The sequence below is a fragment of the Pseudomonas putida genome (assembly GCA_041071465.1).
GTDB lineage: Bacteria > Pseudomonadota > Gammaproteobacteria > Pseudomonadales > Pseudomonadaceae > Aquipseudomonas > Aquipseudomonas putida_P.
Map to the genome: position 1 here is coordinate 3,851,409 of CP163498.1, position 16,519 is coordinate 3,867,927.

14 protein-coding genes, 4 tRNA genes and 1 pseudogene are annotated in these 16,519 nt (G+C 55.7%); 13 read left to right on the forward strand and 6 right to left on the reverse strand.

Features of this window, described 5'->3' with window-relative positions:
• Nucleotides 1-12 precede the first annotated feature (12 nt).
• From AB5975_17820 to AB5975_17850, 7 genes are all read left to right on the forward strand, one after another.
• Nucleotides 13-1,224, forward strand: coding sequence for an O-succinylhomoserine sulfhydrylase (locus tag AB5975_17820; protein XDR18494.1), 1,212 nt, complete (start codon nt 13-15; stop codon nt 1,222-1,224).
• Nucleotides 1,221-1,994, forward strand: a complete 774-nt coding sequence (locus AB5975_17825; GenBank protein XDR18495.1) for an SDR family oxidoreductase — start codon at nt 1,221-1,223, stop codon at nt 1,992-1,994. Before AB5975_17820 ends, AB5975_17825 begins: the two co-directional genes overlap by 4 nt.
• A 128-nt stretch (nt 1,995-2,122) precedes the next feature.
• Nucleotides 2,123-2,198 (forward strand) — tRNA-Val (locus tag AB5975_17830).
• A 65-nt stretch (nt 2,199-2,263) separates the two neighbouring features.
• Nucleotides 2,264-2,340, forward strand: a tRNA-Asp gene (locus AB5975_17835).
• A 99-nt stretch (nt 2,341-2,439) separates the two neighbouring features.
• A tRNA-Asp gene (locus AB5975_17840) sits at nt 2,440-2,516 on the forward strand.
• 140 nt (nt 2,517-2,656) lie between these two features.
• Nucleotides 2,657-2,733, forward strand: a tRNA-Asp gene (locus AB5975_17845).
• Nucleotides 2,734-2,934: 201 nt separating this feature from the next.
• A complete protein-coding gene (locus AB5975_17850) occupies nt 2,935-3,747 on the forward strand; it encodes a DUF2242 domain-containing protein (protein XDR18496.1) in 813 nt (270 codons plus the stop codon).
• 294 nt (nt 3,748-4,041) lie between these two features.
• Here the strand turns inward: AB5975_17850 and AB5975_17855 are convergent, their stop codons facing one another.
• On the reverse strand, nt 4,042-4,338 hold the full coding sequence (locus AB5975_17855; protein XDR18497.1) for a helix-turn-helix domain-containing protein: 297 nt from the start codon (nt 4,336-4,338) through the stop codon (nt 4,042-4,044).
• A 161-nt stretch (nt 4,339-4,499) separates the two neighbouring features.
• On the opposite strand from AB5975_17855, the gene AB5975_17860 reads away from it, so the two are divergent.
• Nucleotides 4,500-4,850: a hypothetical protein gene (locus tag AB5975_17860; protein XDR18498.1), complete on the forward strand. Its 351-nt coding sequence runs from the start codon at nt 4,500-4,502 to the stop codon at nt 4,848-4,850.
• A gap of 445 nt (nt 4,851-5,295) precedes the next feature.
• Here the strand turns inward: AB5975_17860 and AB5975_17865 are convergent, their stop codons facing one another.
• A complete protein-coding gene (locus tag AB5975_17865; GenBank protein XDR18499.1) occupies nt 5,296-5,853 on the reverse strand; it encodes a hypothetical protein in 558 nt (185 codons plus the stop codon).
• 192 nt (nt 5,854-6,045) lie between these two features.
• On the opposite strand from AB5975_17865, the gene AB5975_17870 reads away from it, so the two are divergent.
• Nucleotides 6,046-6,450 carry a hypothetical protein gene (locus tag AB5975_17870; GenBank protein ID XDR18500.1) on the forward strand — a complete coding sequence of 135 codons (405 nt, stop codon included), beginning with the start codon at nt 6,046-6,048 and terminating at the stop codon, nt 6,448-6,450.
• Nucleotides 6,451-6,604: 154 nt separating this feature from the next.
• Here the strand turns inward: AB5975_17870 and AB5975_17875 are convergent, their stop codons facing one another.
• Nucleotides 6,605-7,510, reverse strand: a complete 906-nt coding sequence (locus tag AB5975_17875) for a hypothetical protein (GenBank protein ID XDR18501.1) — start codon at nt 7,508-7,510, stop codon at nt 6,605-6,607.
• Nucleotides 7,511-7,744: 234 nt separating this feature from the next.
• Here AB5975_17875 and AB5975_17880 point away from each other — a divergent pair, with 234 nt between their 5' ends.
• The 3 genes from AB5975_17880 to AB5975_17890 all read left to right on the forward strand — a co-directional run bounded on the left by AB5975_17880 (nt 7,745) and on the right by AB5975_17890 (nt 13,042).
• A complete protein-coding gene (locus AB5975_17880) occupies nt 7,745-8,557 on the forward strand; it encodes an abortive infection family protein (GenBank protein XDR18502.1) in 813 nt (270 codons plus the stop codon).
• A gap of 28 nt (nt 8,558-8,585) precedes the next feature.
• Nucleotides 8,586-10,298, forward strand: coding sequence for a hypothetical protein (locus AB5975_17885; GenBank protein XDR18503.1), 1,713 nt, complete (start codon nt 8,586-8,588; stop codon nt 10,296-10,298).
• Nucleotides 10,299-10,708: 410 nt separating this feature from the next.
• Complete coding sequence (locus AB5975_17890; GenBank protein ID XDR18504.1) at nt 10,709-13,042, forward strand: P-loop NTPase fold protein; 2,334 nt, start codon at nt 10,709-10,711, stop codon at nt 13,040-13,042.
• A gap of 219 nt (nt 13,043-13,261) precedes the next feature.
• Here the strand turns inward: AB5975_17890 and AB5975_17895 are convergent.
• The 3 genes and pseudogenes from AB5975_17895 to AB5975_17905 all read right to left on the reverse strand — a co-directional run bounded on the left by AB5975_17895 (nt 13,262) and on the right by AB5975_17905 (nt 15,387).
• Nucleotides 13,262-13,806: pseudogene (locus AB5975_17895) on the reverse strand (transposase).
• 351 nt (nt 13,807-14,157) lie between these two features.
• Nucleotides 14,158-14,607 carry a lipocalin-like domain-containing protein gene (locus AB5975_17900; GenBank protein XDR18505.1) on the reverse strand — a complete coding sequence of 150 codons (450 nt, stop codon included), beginning with the start codon at nt 14,605-14,607 and terminating at the stop codon, nt 14,158-14,160.
• Nucleotides 14,608-14,622: 15 nt separating this feature from the next.
• Nucleotides 14,623-15,387, reverse strand: a complete 765-nt coding sequence (locus AB5975_17905; protein ID XDR18506.1) for an SDR family oxidoreductase — start codon at nt 15,385-15,387, stop codon at nt 14,623-14,625.
• A gap of 101 nt (nt 15,388-15,488) precedes the next feature.
• On the opposite strand from AB5975_17905, the gene AB5975_17910 reads away from it, so the two are divergent.
• Complete coding sequence (locus tag AB5975_17910) at nt 15,489-16,424, forward strand: LysR family transcriptional regulator (GenBank protein ID XDR18507.1); 936 nt, start codon at nt 15,489-15,491, stop codon at nt 16,422-16,424.
• Nucleotides 16,425-16,519: the final 95 nt, after the last annotated feature.

A 16,519-nucleotide genomic window follows, 5' to 3' on the forward strand; every position in this document is an offset into this window, starting at 1 on the left:
GGGAGCGACGGCATGACGGATCAATGGGATGCCGGGCGACTGGACAGTGACCTCGAGGGTGTCGGTTTCGACACCCTGGCGGTGCGCGCCGGTCAAAACCGTACACCGGAAGGCGAACACAGCGAAGCGCTGTTCCTGACCTCCAGCTATGTGTTCCGCACAGCGGCTGATGCTGCTGCGCGCTTTGCCGGCGAAACGCCGGGCAACGTCTACTCGCGCTACACCAACCCCTCAGTGCGTGCCTTCGAGGAGCGCCTGGCTGCAATGGAAGGCGCGGAGCAGGCCGTGGGTACGTCCACCGGTATGGCGGCAATCCTGGCCGTGGTCATGTCGCTGTGCAGCGCCGGTGACCATGTACTGGTGTCGCAGAGCGTGTTTGGCTCCACCATCAGCCTGTTCGAGAAGTACTTCAAGCGCTTTGGCGTACAAGTGGACTACGTGCCACTGGTCGACCTCAATGGCTGGGAGAAGGCCATCAAGGCCAACACCAAGCTGCTGATCGTCGAATCGCCGTCCAACCCGCTGGCCGAGCTGGTCGATATCACCGCGCTCAGTGAAATCGCTCATGCCCATGGCGCCATGCTGGTAGTGGACAACTGCTTCAGCACCCCGGCGCTGCAGCAGCCGCTGAAACTGGGTGCCGATATCGTGTTCCACTCGGCCACCAAGTTCATCGACGGCCAGGGCCGCTGCATGGGCGGTGTGGTCGCCGGCCGTGCCGAGCAGATGAAAGAAGTGGTCGGTTTCCTGCGTACCGCAGGCCCGACGCTCAGCCCGTTCAACGCCTGGATCTTCACCAAGGGCCTGGAAACGTTGCGCCTGCGCATGCGTGCGCACTGCGAAAGCGCCCAGGCCCTGGCCGAATGGCTGGAGCAGCAGGAAGGCGTGGAAAAGGTGCATTACGCAGGCCTGCCGAGCCACCCGCAGCACGAACTGGCCAAGCGCCAGATGAGCGGTTTTGGTGCGGTGGTCAGCTTTGAAGTCAAAGGCGGTAAAGAGGGTGCCTGGCGCTTCATCGATGCCACCCGGGTGATTTCCATCACCACCAACCTGGGTGACAGCAAAACTACCATCGCGCACCCGGCCACCACCTCCCATGGTCGCCTGTCGCCGCAGGAGCGTGAAGCTGCGGGTATCCGCGACAGCCTGATCCGTGTTGCCGTAGGCCTGGAAGACGTGGCCGACCTGCAAGCCGACCTGGCGCGCGGGCTGGCTGCACTGTGATCGAAATCAGCGGCAGTACCCCAGGCCACAATGGCCGGGTAGCCTTGGTCACCGGTGCCGCGCGCGGCATCGGCCTGGGCATTGCCGCTTGGTTGATCTGCGAAGGTTGGCAGGTGGTGCTTAGTGACCTGGACCGCAAGCGCGGCGCCAAGGTGGCCAAGGCGTTGGGTGACAACGCCTGGTTCATCACCATGGACGTTGCCGACGAGGCCCAGGTCAGTGCCGGGGTGTCCGAAGTGCTCGGGCAGTTCGGTCGGCTGGACGCGCTGGTGTGCAATGCGGCCATTGCCAACCCGCACAACCAGACCCTCGAAAGCCTGAGCCTGGCGCAATGGAACCGGGTGTTGGCGGTCAACCTCAACGGCCCGATGCTGCTGGCCAAGCATTGTGCGCCGTACCTGCGTGCGCACAATGGGGCGATCGTCAACCTGACGTCTACTCGGGCGCGGCAGTCCGAGCCCGACACCGAAGCTTACGCGGCAAGCAAGGGCGGCCTGGTGGCTTTGACCCATGCTCTGGCCATGAGCTTGGGCCCGGAGATTCGCGTCAATGCGGTGAGCCCGGGCTGGATCGATGCCCGTGACCCGTCGCAGCGCCGTGCCGAGCCGTTGACCGAGGCCGATCATGCCCAACACCCGACGGGGAGGGTAGGGACGGTGGAAGATGTGGCGGCCATGGTTGCCTGGCTGTTGTCGCGCCAGGCGGCGTTCGTCACCGGCCAGGAGTTCGTGGTCGATGGCGGCATGACCCGCAAGATGATCTACACCTGAGGCTTCCCGTCCAACCTATGCCGCTTTTGTCTTTTTTGAAAAAAATTCAATGGGGCTATTGACTTAGCTCCGCCATCTGCGTAAATTTCGCGGCCTCAGCGAAGCAAACGCAACAAGCAACATCGCGAGGGTGATTAGCTCAGCCGGGAGAGCATCTGCCTTACAAGCAGAGGGTCGGCGGTTCGATCCCGTCATCACCCACCACTTCCTGAGATGTTCCTAAAGCATCGGGTTCGCAAGAAGTCGATAGCCAGAGAGGAACGCACTGCGCAGCGGTAGTTCAGTCGGTTAGAATACCGGCCTGTCACGCCGGGGGTCGCGGGTTCGAGTCCCGTCCGCTGCGCCATTTTTCAGTAACAGATGGGTGCCTGGCACCGGTCTGAAGCCACAAGGCAAATGCCTTGGGCTGATCCCAGTTTCAATCAGGCGCGAGCCTGAACGATACGCAGCGGTAGTTCAGTCGGTTAGAATACCGGCCTGTCACGCCGGGGGTCGCGGGTTCGAGTCCCGTCCGCTGCGCCATCTTCGTTTCAAGGTCCCTAGAACACCTTGAAGCAAACACAAGAGAAGCGATCACGTTATCGCTTTTTTTGTGCCTGCCCGATGCCATTGCGGCGCAAGGGTAGACCCAGGTTTCAATCGGGCGCAAGCCTGAATGATACGCAGCGGTAGTTCAGTCGGTTAGAATACCGGCCTGTCACGCCGGGGGTCGCGGGTTCGAGTCCCGTCCGCTGCGCCATCTTCGCCTCAAGGCCCCATGAACGCCTTGAAGCAACGTCAAAGCGACCTTCGGGTCGCTTTTTTCGTTCTGGCGCCTGGTAAATTGCCTGCCTTTACCCAGATTTACACCAACCTGACAGGTTCTTCACCGACCAGCGGTTCCTGTGCCTGCCTGCTGTGTTGCACAATAGGCACCTTCTCGACATACCCGGAATTCGCAATGACCAGATCTTCCGTCTTTGGTGCGCTCGGGCTGGCCCTGGTGCTGGCGGGCGTGACCGGTTGTTCCTCGAAAAAAGCGGCCGTCTATGAGCACGAAAACTTCGATGACTCAGGTACGTTCTCGCGCAGCTTTCCGGTGAGCGATGCTGGCTCTTGCGAGGCGGCCAGGCGTGCCTTGCTCAGCCAGGGGTACATCATTACCAGCAGCGGTGCCAACCAGGTGGTGGGCAACAAGAGCTTCCAGCAGAACAGCGAGAACCACCTGCAGATCAGCTTCAACGTCACCTGCGCGCCGGATGTGAGCGACGAACAGCGCTCGACCATGTTCGCCAACGCCCTGCAGGACCGTTATGCACTGAAAAAGTCCAATACCTCCGCCAGCCTGGGTGTGGGCGTGCTGGGGTCGGTGTCGATGCCGATCGGCTCCAGTGACGACTCGATGGTCAAGGTAGCCAGCGAGACCGTGACTGCGGCGCAGTTCTATGACCGCTATTTCGCCTTGGTGGAGAGCTATTTGCCCAAACCGAAGAAGGTCGAAAAGGCCAAGGTCGACGCACCAGTGCCGAAGGTTGAAAAGCCGGCGGTTGACCTGGGGTTGCCCGAGCAGGCTGCGGCGAACCCAGTGGCGCCTGCCCCTGCCCAGGAAGCTGCACCCGCGCCTGCGGCTGTTTCCCCGGCAAGTGAGGCAGTCGCGGCACCGGTGGTGGATGACAGTCAGGGTTCGCAGCCGGTCGCACCGCCCGTGGAGGCTGCGCCGATTCAGGTGCAGCAGGATGCACAGCCTGCCGAGGCTGTGCCGCCTTCCCTTTGATAAAGCCGGTACAGGCTGTACACATCCCCTGTTACAGACACCCCGCGATAACTTCCTGAACACCTGCTACGTTTATCACTCCTTTCTTCCGGAGCGTCGTTAACCGTTACTTCAAGAAAATGCCATGAGGCTCAGTGCCTTATGGGACCTAACGTTTTTTGATGTTGAATTGTGAATGCGACAGGCGGTTGGCCAGATACCGAAATGCTCGGAGTGAATTGCTGTTTGGTGGGGGTAAGCGTGTCGCACTCTACACTTGTGCGCTGCAAGCCCAGCGGCATGCGGCACTCATCGTCAGTTGGATGATTTCCAAGGCGCTTCCGACAGATTGATCTCTTCCTGCACCCGTTTTAGCAAAAGCTCGGTCGAGACCCCCTCTCTTTCGGCATAAGTGCATACCAGCAGGGTGACTGGATGAATGTGCAGCATCGGCGCCAAGGCGTCGAGCTTTTCAATCGTCGGAGAATACATGCCACGTTCGAGTGAGCTGATATAGGTTCGGCCGGAAACCTCGGATAAATCATCCTGGCTGATCGCGCGCTCTTTCCGGAACCAGCGAAACACCTTTCCGAAAGCTTTTTTCAGTTCCATTTGCTCAATCCGCAAAAGGAACGATGAAGCCGTTTTGAACAGTATATCGCTACACAGTATACTGTTCATTTTGAGGCATTGTTATGTTCGTTTCCGACAGCAGGGCGGAGGTCAAAGGTCTGGCAGCACTTCTTGAGCCAGGGCAGCGTGGGTGGCACGTCATGCTGAAGCCTCAAATGTCACCGTGGTTCCATGCCACTGTGGTGACATGTGATGAGGGCTTTGATACCCGCACTACGGTGTTTATCGATTCTCTACCATCCCTCATCACATGGATTGAATCGGGTCAGGAGGGGATGTCGTTGGAATCCCTTCAGCTCGTTTCTCCTGGCTGGTTAAGAGGAGGCAAGGGATGGGAAATGAATGCTCTTACAGAGATTGCGCAAAACCAACTGGAAGGAGCTGTAAGGTTCACTCTCCAGGATGGAAGGGTTTATTACTATCCTGATCCCGCTGCTCGAAGCACGCACGGCTTTGAAGAGGTACTTTATCGTTTGCATTCGGAGCATTAAGTGCCCGAGTGAGGAATCTAGCAGTTTTCCGACGAGCCTTGAGGCTCCGCTTACGCTGACGCCCAGTTTTCAATGTCGCCCCGTTCGAACTTGCGATTTCGAAAGGTCATTGTTGCTCGCGTACGCGTCTAGCTCTCCACTCACCATCCGTCGTTCATGATGCGACAACTCCAGCTACCCTGGTGCTCCCAGCAGCGCTAGCCTCAGGGTCGATTATCGTTTCTGATCACACCACTCTTGTATTTCTAGTGCTCAAGCTTGAGCCGGATCACTTAGGTCCGGCCCATCTTCACCGGCCCACACCAATCTATAACGGGCATCGCGACGCAGGCTTAAGTGACCGGCGGTGGCTGCTCGCTAAGTCGTCTCGTATCGCACGCCGTGACAGAAAAAATGAGTCTTTCGCCCAAGCGTACCAGTCGCCTTGGTCGGGGCATCATGATGCTCAATGTCGTGGAAAAAGCGTTCTTCCTAGTTTGGCTGCGGCTCCAACACCTTTCTGGGCCTCATTGAGAATGTCACGAGAGAAGTAATCTGCGAGCCGTGCGCGGCCCTCTATCTCCTGCCGGATGTATTCTGGATCAATGTTTGGAAGATCCACACGATAGGCCGCGTGATGAACCAATGCGGCAGCCTGGAAAAGCGCGTCGGAAAGCCTATATCTATCGAGCTCCAGTGCTGCGCATGCTTCTAGGATGGCGACCGCATCGCTTTCGGTTCCGCCAGTGATACGCCGGTCTGGCAAGGTGGAGTGTCGGCGAAGATGCTCCACGCACTGACGCAGCGAAGGGATTGAGAGACTAATGGAGTAATGCTTGCTGTACCAAGGGCCGATAGTGTCGATTTCGTCCTGAGTGAGGGCCATTTCCTGAAAGTACCCGGCCCAAGCTTCCTGTATGTCCTCATCTATGCGCTCCTGACCAAGGCTGGCCAGATGCTCGTTGAGGCGTTTGACTAAGCGGAAATAGTCGAGTCGTACAGGTGGATCGCGATGCTCATCCATACTCAGCTCGAGGATTAAGGTCGCCGATGATTTTCCGCCGGCACGATGAAGATGGTCAAGATCGCCTTCAGGCACGGCCTTCTGATAAAGGCTGGCTGAGCGGCTAAGGGGCCAACCTTTTTCGCTTTCGCACCTACAATCATCCAATTGACTACGTTCAACCGATATCACTAAGCAAGGTGGTGTATTTCTATGGATTTGATGGCTCTGATTCAGCAGGCGCTTGAAGCGTCAGGGAAGCTGCGAGACCTTTCGAAAAAGGTTGAAGATGCGGATTTCAAAATGATACTGGCAGATCTTCACAGTGCCTTGGCTGATGCGAAACTTGAGTCTGGGGAGTTGAAGATGAAATTGGCATTGGCGCAAGAGGAGATTGTCAGGCTGAAGCAGCTGATCGAGCAGCGAGATAAAGGCAAACCCACCTATAACTCAGAGGGGGTGTATACCTTTGAAGGCGAGGTCGGTCGCTTTTGCACGGCCTGCTGGGACAGCGATGAACGCAAGATGCGCTTGACCGACTTGGCTAGTGAATTCCGATTTGTCGGTCAGTGGGAATGCCCCAAGTGCCATGCCGGGTATGGCGCAAAGGACGCATGAGGGACTTGGTCCGGTCAGTCATTCATCCATTGATTTGGCAAAGCTGCGCGCAATGAGCTAACGGGCGCTGAGGTCGACAGCCTGTGCGAGGTACTCCAGTGAGCGGATTCCTAGCGAGGTTGGTCAAGCGCCTTTCTGATCCTTTCAATATTCGCTATTGGCTCGGCATCCACTCTGCGGGATCGACCAGGTGCCATGATTGTGCTTCGCGATCAAAGTCCGTCCAAACCTCCTGCAGCTTGGCACGGTCACCTTGGAATAAGGGGCTATCCAAATGAGCGAACTGATCGAAATTGGCGGATGGCAAAACAGTGCCAGCGCCGCTGTAGCAGAACCAGGAGCCCACTACCTGGGCGATTTCTGCAATTTCACGCAAAGCTTGCTTGGCATCTGCCAGACCCCACCGCTCCAGCATGCGCCCTTGACGACTGGCCTCAGTGGCAGCGTGGGCGATATCCACGTTCACATGTTCAATGACGGACGAAAGCCGGCCTAGGCGGGACTCCAGCATGTCGAATACCTCGATTCGTATTAGATCATCTGGTGTGGATGCACCTGCGCTTACCCCGCTTAGCCAGTCGAACTCCTCGTGCCGCTTAACCGCGAGCTCATAGTGGTATTTCGAGGGCACCCAATACGAACGCTTTCCCTGTTGGAGTTGCTCAGTAGCAAAGGTGTCATAAGCGGCGTGTGTACTGTGGTAGTTGTAGTTCAGCTCCGCGATATCCCTGACGTATACTAGGCGCGTGAGCTTTCCACGCGAGGCGCGGATGTCAGCGATCAAGCTACCTAATGAGCACACACTTCTCGGGCCGCGGATAGGTTCGACTTCCACGAGTCTGCGGATTCCCTGCATCGTCCCTGCCCAGAATCCGCTCGCCAGCATGTCCATGATCAAAATGTTTAGCTGTTTTTCACCGCTGACCGTGGGAGCTTGCCGCACCATCTCTACGACACATGAATACGCTGCGATGTCCCACGCCATTTGATTCAACGCCTTAGTGATGGCGTTCTCCTCGGTCTCAAAAACCCGCTTCCATTCTGCGATCCGATCTAGCACTGATGACTCCTTGGGGTTCTGTGATTAAAGCCATGCATACCGTGCTGGCTCGCGGTAGCAGCGGTCACAAGCACTGTGATGGCAATGGGATATCTTTCCTGTCTATGATGTTCCTTTAAACGGAGGCAGGGTACTGCGGTGATTGGGAATATTTTCAATGTTTTTTCGCGCCGCAAGGATAGTCAGAGCCAGCCGAAAAAGCAGCTTACAGAGCAATTTCGGCAAAGGACGTTCATGCTCATCCGCGACGTGGGCCCCGGAATGGTCGAGACCCTTGAGTTTCTACACGATAAGCTCTCCTATCTCACCGGGCGCCAAAACCTATCTGGAAACAAGAACGTCTCCTACGCTGATGACGCCTTCAGCTTTCTGCACACTTGCAGTGACCCTCATTTCCTTGATGCCATTGAGTATCTTGTCCATCAGGACGGATGGCATTACATCGGCGGTTACCATGAGCCTGTGATTGATCGTTTAAACGAGTTTTTGAACATTGACGATCTTCCCTATTTCGTTACGAAACCGGTATGGCAAACCACTGAGAAAATGTACAGGGGAGAGCTCACTAAGTTCACCGGAATTCGTGTGCACGCGAAGGTTATCCCAAGGGAAAGCCAAGCTATCCACGAGACGGCGATTGAGCCCGCTCTGAAGCTTTTACGTCAGCCAGCTTTCCTTAATGCCAATTCCGAGTTCATGGCAGCTCTGGAGGATTTTCGGCACGGAAAATTCGGTGACTGCGTCACCAAGTGCAACAGCAGCTATGAGAGCGTCATGAAGGTGATCTGCGGCCAGAAGGGTTTCGGGTATTCCCAGGGAGACACAACAGCCAAGCTTATTCGTACCATTATGGAGAAGACGGCGATGGACTCTTTCTGGGAGCAGCCACTGATGACCGTCGGTACGCTTCGTAACAAAGTGAGCACGTCGCATGGGGCCGGGGAGGTGCAGAAGGTAGTGCCGGAGCACGTGGCGAAGTACACGATGAATATGACTGCTTCTGCGATCATCTTTTTGCACGATCAGGCTTACCGGACCAACACCTGAAATCATCAACCAGCTTGCGGGAGTGGACATGCGTCGTTTCGATACCAAACCTTTGATTGCTTTGGCGACGGCTCCGAAAGACCAGGATGATCCTTGGTATGTAAATGCTGAGCAGGCTGTGCAGTACATAACAGCAAACGCGGAATCAGACGAGATTGTGATTTACGTGAGTGCACCCTTCCTGCTCATCGTGGGGGCGCTCGCCCCAATTGACAATGTCACTCCGCCAGATGGGAGTGCGCTACATAATCTTACGCTAACTACCAATGCAACCTGGTGCATTCAAAGGTCCTGGAGTTCAAGTGAAGGACACCGCGTCTACATTGAACCCGCTTTCCCTGATGACAGCGGATCTGCCTTAGCTGGGGGGGAGCCACTTGTCATCCGTCGACGTCTTGAGGGAGTTCATACCGGACCAACGCCGATCGAGATTAACCAAAAGCTCGTGCATTGCCTCGACGTCCATTATGTCGAAGAGCGGAAAGCGTACTGTCGGCTCAACGACAATGGCGACATCGAAGATGTCATCAGAATCTTGACGTTGGCAGTTCCCGACCAGATAGAGGGTCGCGAGGTTGTCACGATTCTTCGTAAAGATTTGGACAACTACATGGCCCTTGCGGACTTGGCGTTGGTCCTAAAATTTGATTTCACCAGATACGTGCCGGGTAGCTTCGACAGCTGGCATGGCGCCACTCGATATCACCGAGACGAGTCGGATCTGTTTTTCCACGGTGGATCGATAAGGCGAGCTAGCTTCGCGAATGGGGCTATGGTGGTTAGGTCAAGGACCACGGTTGAAGAGCAAGAAGAAGTGTGGCGCAAGGATTTTGACGATGATCCAGATCGTGATTATGCGGTCTTTAAAATCTATGACCGCAAAAATGACCGCCAGGTCGAGACCTCTTGCAGCCCCGAGCACATCGTCAGTTATTTCGAGGAAAGCGATCTTCCCTGGCAGATTTCGCCGGCTTTTTTCAGGGCAGAGGTGCTTAATCGCTTCAAAGGGGATCCGGAAAAATACACGCTGGAAGACCGGAGCATTTCTTGCAGAGGGGCTTGGTTTCTGAAGTCTTACGATATCAATGAGGCCGGGCAGGTTCATGTATGGATCTGGGATCTCTCGAAACTTCCATACGATGAGCAGCTGTACTGGAAGGCCTTCAACGAATGGCCAAAGGCTCCAATCTCTCAGCGAGCATATAGAACGGATATTGAAGGTGATTGGTACACTGAATATCAGCCGCTGGATTCCCTCAAGCGTAAGGTGCGTGAACTAGACAAACGAAAGCCAGCATGGTGGAACCCTCGCGGAGAGGCGTTGCTCGACAGCGTGCTAGCACCTGCCACAGATTCACCCAAGGAATGGGGTGATGAAATCATGGCTCTTGATCAATGCTTGGTGGAAGGCTTTCTCGACAAGCCATTGCGCAAAGTAGCCGAAGGAAAAGGGTGCGTTCTCGAGTCTACATGGCGCTCGCTTAAGCTGTTGTACGAAATCTTAGTGGCAAGCTCGATCAGCGCCGATGATGCCAGGGAAATTCTGGCGCCTATGAGAAGGCTTCATGAGCTACGCAATGAGATTCGAGGTCATGCTACTCACGAGAAAAAAGCTGTCGCCATTCGAGAAGCCCGAACTACCCATGGCAATTTTCGAGCCCATTTCTTTCACCTTGCCGAAGGTTGTGATCAAGCCCTTGTCGCTGTGTTGAGAGCCTTGGATTTTGAACTAGAGGAGTGAAGACGCTGAAGTAGTCATAACCAGCTCGCGCCTGTGAGCTGGTAGGCGATATCTAGAATCCACTGCGCGGCCAGGCTAGCCGATTTGGACTGTCGTAAAAACTAGCTTGGGGTAATAGCTCAACGGCCGTAAGCCACCATCCACCCATACCTTGCTTGATCAAACGGTTCCATCTTGCAAGTAGCTGGCTCGACCACCGGTCAGCCTGATGAGGCAATCCGAAACAGGTCACTGGCCATGCTGCTGATCGGCTAGGATGGCCGGATCATTTCGGAGGCTGAATGGATGGATGCTATGTGTCGGAGCACTGGAGTTGAAGGAGCAAGTCATTGTGTGGGGCGCAGTCCTACCGTTTCCCAGATGTCGCGTTGGTATGAGCGTACCTGCGCAACTAACCGGCAGGCCGGGCAATGACTGGCAAGATCGCTCGGCTGAGAGCGTGGTGGTCCGCCCGCAACAATGCAGGCTCCCCTGAGCAACCTACAGTGCATCAATCCGTTGAGGTTGGCTCTGAAGCTCCCATCCGGACGAAATCCGAGGACCTCCTTAGGCGAGCCGACTTTGCAAGCCACATAGCAGATGTGCTATCCGAACTCAGTCCACGTGAGGGTCGTGTTTTCGCCATCCGCGGTGGGTGGGGGTTTGGTAAGTCTTCCCTGAAATACCTCGTGATTGAGAGGCTTGAATCCCAGGACAAGGCTGCGGACTGGCTTGATTTCAATCCTTGGCAATGGGGCGATGGCAACGCTATTTCCAGAGCCCTCTTTGGCCAGATCGCCGATCGATTGGGTGGCGAGAATTCCAAAGCTGCAATTGCCCGGGCGGAAGCCCTGAGACGCTACGGAGCAATCCTGGAAGGAGCGAGTGCTCCACTTAAAAAAGCGGGTGAATCCAATGTGCAGATCTCCGCTGTATTGACAAATGCTTCCGTAATTGTTGCCGCATCAGCTATCGGATTCGATCTCCCAACCGTTGCCGTGGTTGCTGCGGCACTGGCTGGCCTTTCGATTGTCACTTCTGGGATTGGCCGTGTGTTGCGATTTTGGGGGCGTGATAAGAGCAACGAACCCTTGGACAAGGTCCGCGAAGCGCTGGAGAAGCGTCTTGGCAAGCTCACCAAGCCGCTGATTGTTTTCGTCGATGACATCGACCGGTTAGAACCTGATCAGATCCGGCTGCTGGTAAGGCAGGTCAAGGCCAACGCTAACCTGCCGAACATCGTCTTCGTGTTGCTGTTCCAGCCCAGCATTGTTGAGCGAGCGCTTGATCCGGTGGCGGACAACAATGGTCGTGCCTTCCTTGAAAAAATCGTCCAGGCGAGCTTCGACCTGCCTGCAGTGCCAGCGCACATGGTTTATCGGATCTTTGGTGAGCAGCTTACCCAAGTAGCCGGATGGCTCGCGACCGAGGCCAATGGGTTTGATCAAGTTCGATGGGGCAACGCTCTGGTCGGCTGCATCCAACCCAGACTGCGTAACATGCGAGATGCGCAGCGCCTGCTTTCATCTATCACCGTGCATATGCCACTGCACGCTTCGGGCAGCGTCTTCGAAGTGAATATCGTGGATTTCCTTGTCCTGGAGACACTGCGCGTCTTCGAGCCAGATCTACACGAAGCATTGTTCCGAGAACGGGATCTGGTTCTGCAAGAGCGCAATGCTGTGAACGAGCGCCGCCAAGAGGTGGTAAAGCAAGGTGTTGAGCAACTGCTGAACAAGGTGCCGGAGGAGCGCCGGTCAGTGGCCCGTGACACGCTCAAGGAACTCTTCCCACCGCTCGAATGGGCGCTAGGCGGTACCCACTACGACGGTGGGTTCCGAAGTCAATGGCTGGTGGCAAAGCGGGTTTGTTCGTCTCGCTACTTCCCAAGATACTTTGAGCTGCAGACGGCACTTGGAGAGGTATCAGAGCGTCGCTTCGTGGAGTTTTTAGAGGCGACAGCATCAGAGAAGGAGTTAGCCGCTGCCGTCGCTTATATCGAAACTGATGGGTTGCTCCCCTCGTTGGTCAGTAGGCTCGACGAGTCCGTTGACCGTCTCCCTCCAGACAATGCTGCGGTGCTTCTACCAGGAATGTTCAGTATTGCTCAGAAGCTGGTACGGTTTCGTGGCGACCCTTTCAGCTCTCCATACGTATCTGCGTGGAGAGCAACATCTTGGTATCTCAAAGCGATTCCTCCTGCGGAACGTGGCGGGCTGGTTTTGGAGGCGCTCCGCACGACCAAAGCGCTATCAGTGGCTGCAATGCTTATCCACTTAAGCGACCCCGCAGATAACAAGCCTGGTGATAGGGATAAATTTGATCCCGCACTAGATGAAGGAACCGTGGAGGCGATGAAGGCGCTCTGGGTGAAAATCATCAGAGCCCACGCTGCAGCCGACGTCGCGCTGATCGCAGAGGACGACCTTGTATCGCTGTTGTATCGCTGGAGGGATTACGCGAAGAGCAATGAAGAGCCTCGACGTTGGATGGCAGAAGCCATCAAGGACGACGAGGACTTTGCAAAGATCGTCTCGGCCATGATGAGCACTGGCAAAAGCCATTCGGTAAGGGATCGAGTTTCCAAGGTACATAAAATGTTCAGTCGGGAGGCGGTTGAAGATTTCATTGGTCTTGACGAAGCCCAGGTACGCTGCGATGCGATCAATCCGGCCCGGTTCCCAGAGCATGAGGATTCCTTATGCACTCTGAAAAGACACCTGGACGCTTGGCGGGAGAATGAGGGTGATCTTCTCTACATGTGAAAAGTGGCAGGCTCACTTGATGGGCCTGCTCCCTTACACCCAACTCACTGCCTAGGCTTTTTGCTTGACCATCAGACTGAGAACAACGGTCAGCACGGTGGCCAAGCAGAGCATAGACGCCATGCCGATCAACCCGGCGGTAAACGACTCAGTAACATCCTTGAGCCAGCCGACAGCGGTTGATGAGCGCAATGCCACCTGCGGCTGCTTGCTTGCCTCGGCGACCTCGGGCGCTGCCCGATCCGCCGAATCCATCGCCGCAAGATAGCGGTCAATGCTCTGCTCGATGTGCTGCATTCGCGCCTTGATCTTGCCCTGGGTAAAGTTGCGGTCGCGGTTATTTACGGCTTTGAATTTGCTGCCGTCGATGGCAATGATCGATTGGGCACAGCACCACGAATTGCCGGCACACGCTGCGAATGGCTTTGCCGTTGTCCCGGCGATAGTCGGCATTCGTTGAAGTCGGGAGCCAACCGGCCCGTTAGCCACATCAGCTCGACATTGCGCTCTGCCTCGCGCTCAAGCCGGCAGCTGGACTGAATCCGGTTGAGGTAGCCATAGATGTAGATTTTCAGCAGGATTGCTGGATGGTAGGCCGGACGACCCGTTGCAGCCGGATCGACACCCTCGAAGCCGAGTGCTCCCAGGTCGAGTTCATCGACGAAAACGTCGACCACCCGAACTGGGTTTTCTTCGGTGATGTAATCGTCCTAAAAAACTAGACGCGAATGGAACGCCGCTGGTGTCCCGAGGGTCGAGAAAATTTTGAGGGGTAGTCGCAGCGATCCTTTAGCTCCCAGCCTTGCGACCTTGGGTTCAGAATCCGACCGGCTATGCCCGTCGTCACTACCTCAGAGAAACCAGCTTCCTCTGCTGCCAAAGTTGCGGGGGGCTTTTGCTGGTACCCAGTCCCGACAGATGCGCAGTTGCAGCCCTCAGCTGTAAGGATACACGAGCTGACAGGCGTGTCAGTCAAATTCGAAGGCCGCGCCTTAACGCACCATACAACGCGACCTATCCCTGAACCACCAGAGTCAATTCCTCGTCAGGCCGGAAGTGCAAGCCAAGCCGTACCTGACAAAGGAAGGGTGCACTCCAAATCGTATTTCAGCGCTTCAGCCAAGAATGCGACTTGCTCGACTCCAGAGGATCCGTGCATTCACCGCACGTCCTAACGACCGATATTGACTGGTATTACCCAGTTCCAACGTATCTCCTACAAGCTTCACGGTTCGCGGCTGCACTTGGCCTATCCAATTCGGGAACATCGAGACTGCGATGGTGTGGGTGAGCTCACCCGAGTGTTCGTCTACATCAAAGGGGCCGCTGTAGGAGATGTACGACAGGCCTTGAGAGCGGTACTCCGCATCAGTACCCTCGAACCAGTCACCTGATGAAAACGATGCTCGATTCGGCATGCTCAACTGAGCCGACATATAGCCATCTGCCGAGTAGATTATGAATCCTTCAGGATGTTCACCGAAGGGGTATACAGGGGCAGATCCGTCCACTGGGTATTCTGTGTAGGTTTCGAGCACCCAGGTTCCAATCAGTTTTTCTCGCATGCTCATAGTCGTACCTCACATCGTCTGCTGCATGTCATTATCGATTGGCAAAAGCTGCCCAGAGATTGACTTGCCTGCGTCCGATGCCAGGAAGACTGCTAGTTCTGCAATGTCTTTCGGGTCCACGAGGCGTTGGAGGGATTGAACCGAAAGCGCCTTCCTACGTTCTTCCTCCACGGAGTTGCCGCTGAGACTGGCTCTACCTTTGAGCACGTTCTCAAAGCGTTCCCCTTCGACAGCTCCGGGCAGAATGGCGTTTACACGGATCCCATACGCGCCGAGCTCGCGTGAAAGGCTCTTAGTGAAACCAATCAGTCCCCATTTACTGGTCGAGTAGGGGGAACGATCGGGGTAGCCCAGTCGTCCCGCAACAGAAGACATGTTGATGATTGAGGGGCGGGATGAACGCTTGAGCGCAGGAACGGCCAGGCGCGTAACGTTGAAGGTACCATTCAGGTTTATCTGCATGACCTTGTCCCACACATCAGGGTCAAGCTGCTCAACCGGAGCGGTGGGGCCGGATACCCCAGCGTTGTTGACGAGAACATCTAAACCACCCATGGCATCGATGATGCCTGGAATGCTGAGTTCAAGGCTGCTGCGATCAGCTATATCGCACACTGCGATGCGGATAGAAGGATGCTCTAATTTGAGGCGGCTTAAGCCCTCAGTGTCGATGTCGACTACCGTGACGTCGGCGCCGCGGCTGTTGAATGCCAGCGCGATCGCATGCCCGATACCAGATGCTCCCGCTGTTATCAGTACTTTCTGCTTGGTCATGATTGATTCCCAATAAATGCTCTGGGAGAACAATAGATTCCCGTGAAGCTATCCATGAAATTGTTTATCGTTATGCGACCTATCATCAGGATGGATTGGTCATGGACCTATCGCGTATCGACCTCAATCTCTTGGTTTCGCTTGACACGTTACTGGCTGAGCTGAACGTGACCAGGGCAGCTACACGGCTTCATATCAGCCAGCCAGCAATGTCTGCACAGCTGTCACGCTTGCGCGAGCTCATGGACGATCCGCTGTTGGTCCCTATACAAAAAGGCCGGAGCATGACCCCTACTGCCCGGGCCTTGGCGTTGCGGGGACCTCTTCGCTCGGCATTGAAGACTCTCGGTTCAGTCATTCAATGTGAGTTGGGATTCGATCCTTTGAACGACAAGAGGGTCTTCCGGATAGCCGCCTGTGATACAGCCTTGAGCACCATCTGCGAGCCGTTGATCGCCTCAATCACCAAGCACGCAGGCACGCAGATTCAGGTGTCTCTCAATGCCGTTGATCCTGGACTCATAGGACGGCAAATGGAGGAGGGTTTTTTCGATCTGCTGATCGACTCAAGCCGCGGCGTTCCGCAGGGGGTAAAACTCACAGCACTGGGGAACGATGAGTTCGTCATGGCGCAGCGCAAAGATCACCCTCGTGGACGCGAGCCTCTTACCCTGGATGGGTACTGTGAACTCAATCATCTTGTCGTATCGCCAGAACGGGAGAGCTTCAGGGGTTACATGGATGAGTATTTGCGCTCCGCCGGCATGAGCCGAAGGATCAACCTTACCGTGCCGACCGCTGGGATGGTCCCAGGGGTCCTGATGTCGACGGACTTGGTCTGTACGATGCCTCGCATGCTTATTCAGTCCCAGCACGAAGCCATCGAGACGTTTGAGTTGCCGTTTAAAAGCGAGCCTTTCCAACTCGTGATGGCTTGGCATCCGAGGGATGATGCTGACCCGGCTAATCGCTGGCTGCGTCAGTTGGCCCAAAATCTGGCTGCATCACCTCAACCCGCACCGAGTGATGCCAATTAATTTCGTTATCTGTATAGCGGCTACTGGGCCTGGATAGCTACGTTTGAAGTCGAGCGGATAATTAGAGCTGTGGCCTCGGATGCGCCGGTCACACC

Excerpts from the sequence above, each read along its gene's own strand:
- AB5975_17865 (XDR18499.1), bottom strand. The coding sequence starts at position 5,853 with ATGGATGAGCATCGCGATCCACCTGTACGACTCGACTATTTCCGCTTA.
- AB5975_17885 (XDR18503.1), top strand. The coding sequence starts at position 8,586 with ATGCGTCGTTTCGATACCAAACCTTTGATTGCTTTGGCGACGGCTCCG.
- AB5975_17870 (XDR18500.1), top strand. The coding sequence starts at position 6,046 with ATGGATTTGATGGCTCTGATTCAGCAGGCGCTTGAAGCGTCAGGGAAG.
- AB5975_17855 (XDR18497.1), bottom strand. The coding sequence starts at position 4,338 with ATGGAACTGAAAAAAGCTTTCGGAAAGGTGTTTCGCTGGTTCCGGAAA.
- AB5975_17900 (XDR18505.1), bottom strand. The coding sequence starts at position 14,607 with ATGCGAGAAAAACTGATTGGAACCTGGGTGCTCGAAACCTACACAGAA.
- AB5975_17880 (XDR18502.1), top strand. The coding sequence starts at position 7,745 with ATGCTCATCCGCGACGTGGGCCCCGGAATGGTCGAGACCCTTGAGTTT.
- AB5975_17820 (XDR18494.1), top strand. The coding sequence starts at position 13 with ATGACGGATCAATGGGATGCCGGGCGACTGGACAGTGACCTCGAGGGT.
- AB5975_17905 (XDR18506.1), bottom strand. The coding sequence starts at position 15,387 with ATGACCAAGCAGAAAGTACTGATAACAGCGGGAGCATCTGGTATCGGG.
- AB5975_17890 (XDR18504.1), top strand. The coding sequence starts at position 10,709 with ATGACTGGCAAGATCGCTCGGCTGAGAGCGTGGTGGTCCGCCCGCAAC.
- AB5975_17860 (XDR18498.1), top strand. The coding sequence starts at position 4,500 with ATGCTGAAGCCTCAAATGTCACCGTGGTTCCATGCCACTGTGGTGACA.
- AB5975_17910 (XDR18507.1), top strand. The coding sequence starts at position 15,489 with ATGGACCTATCGCGTATCGACCTCAATCTCTTGGTTTCGCTTGACACG.
- AB5975_17850 (XDR18496.1), top strand. The coding sequence starts at position 2,935 with ATGACCAGATCTTCCGTCTTTGGTGCGCTCGGGCTGGCCCTGGTGCTG.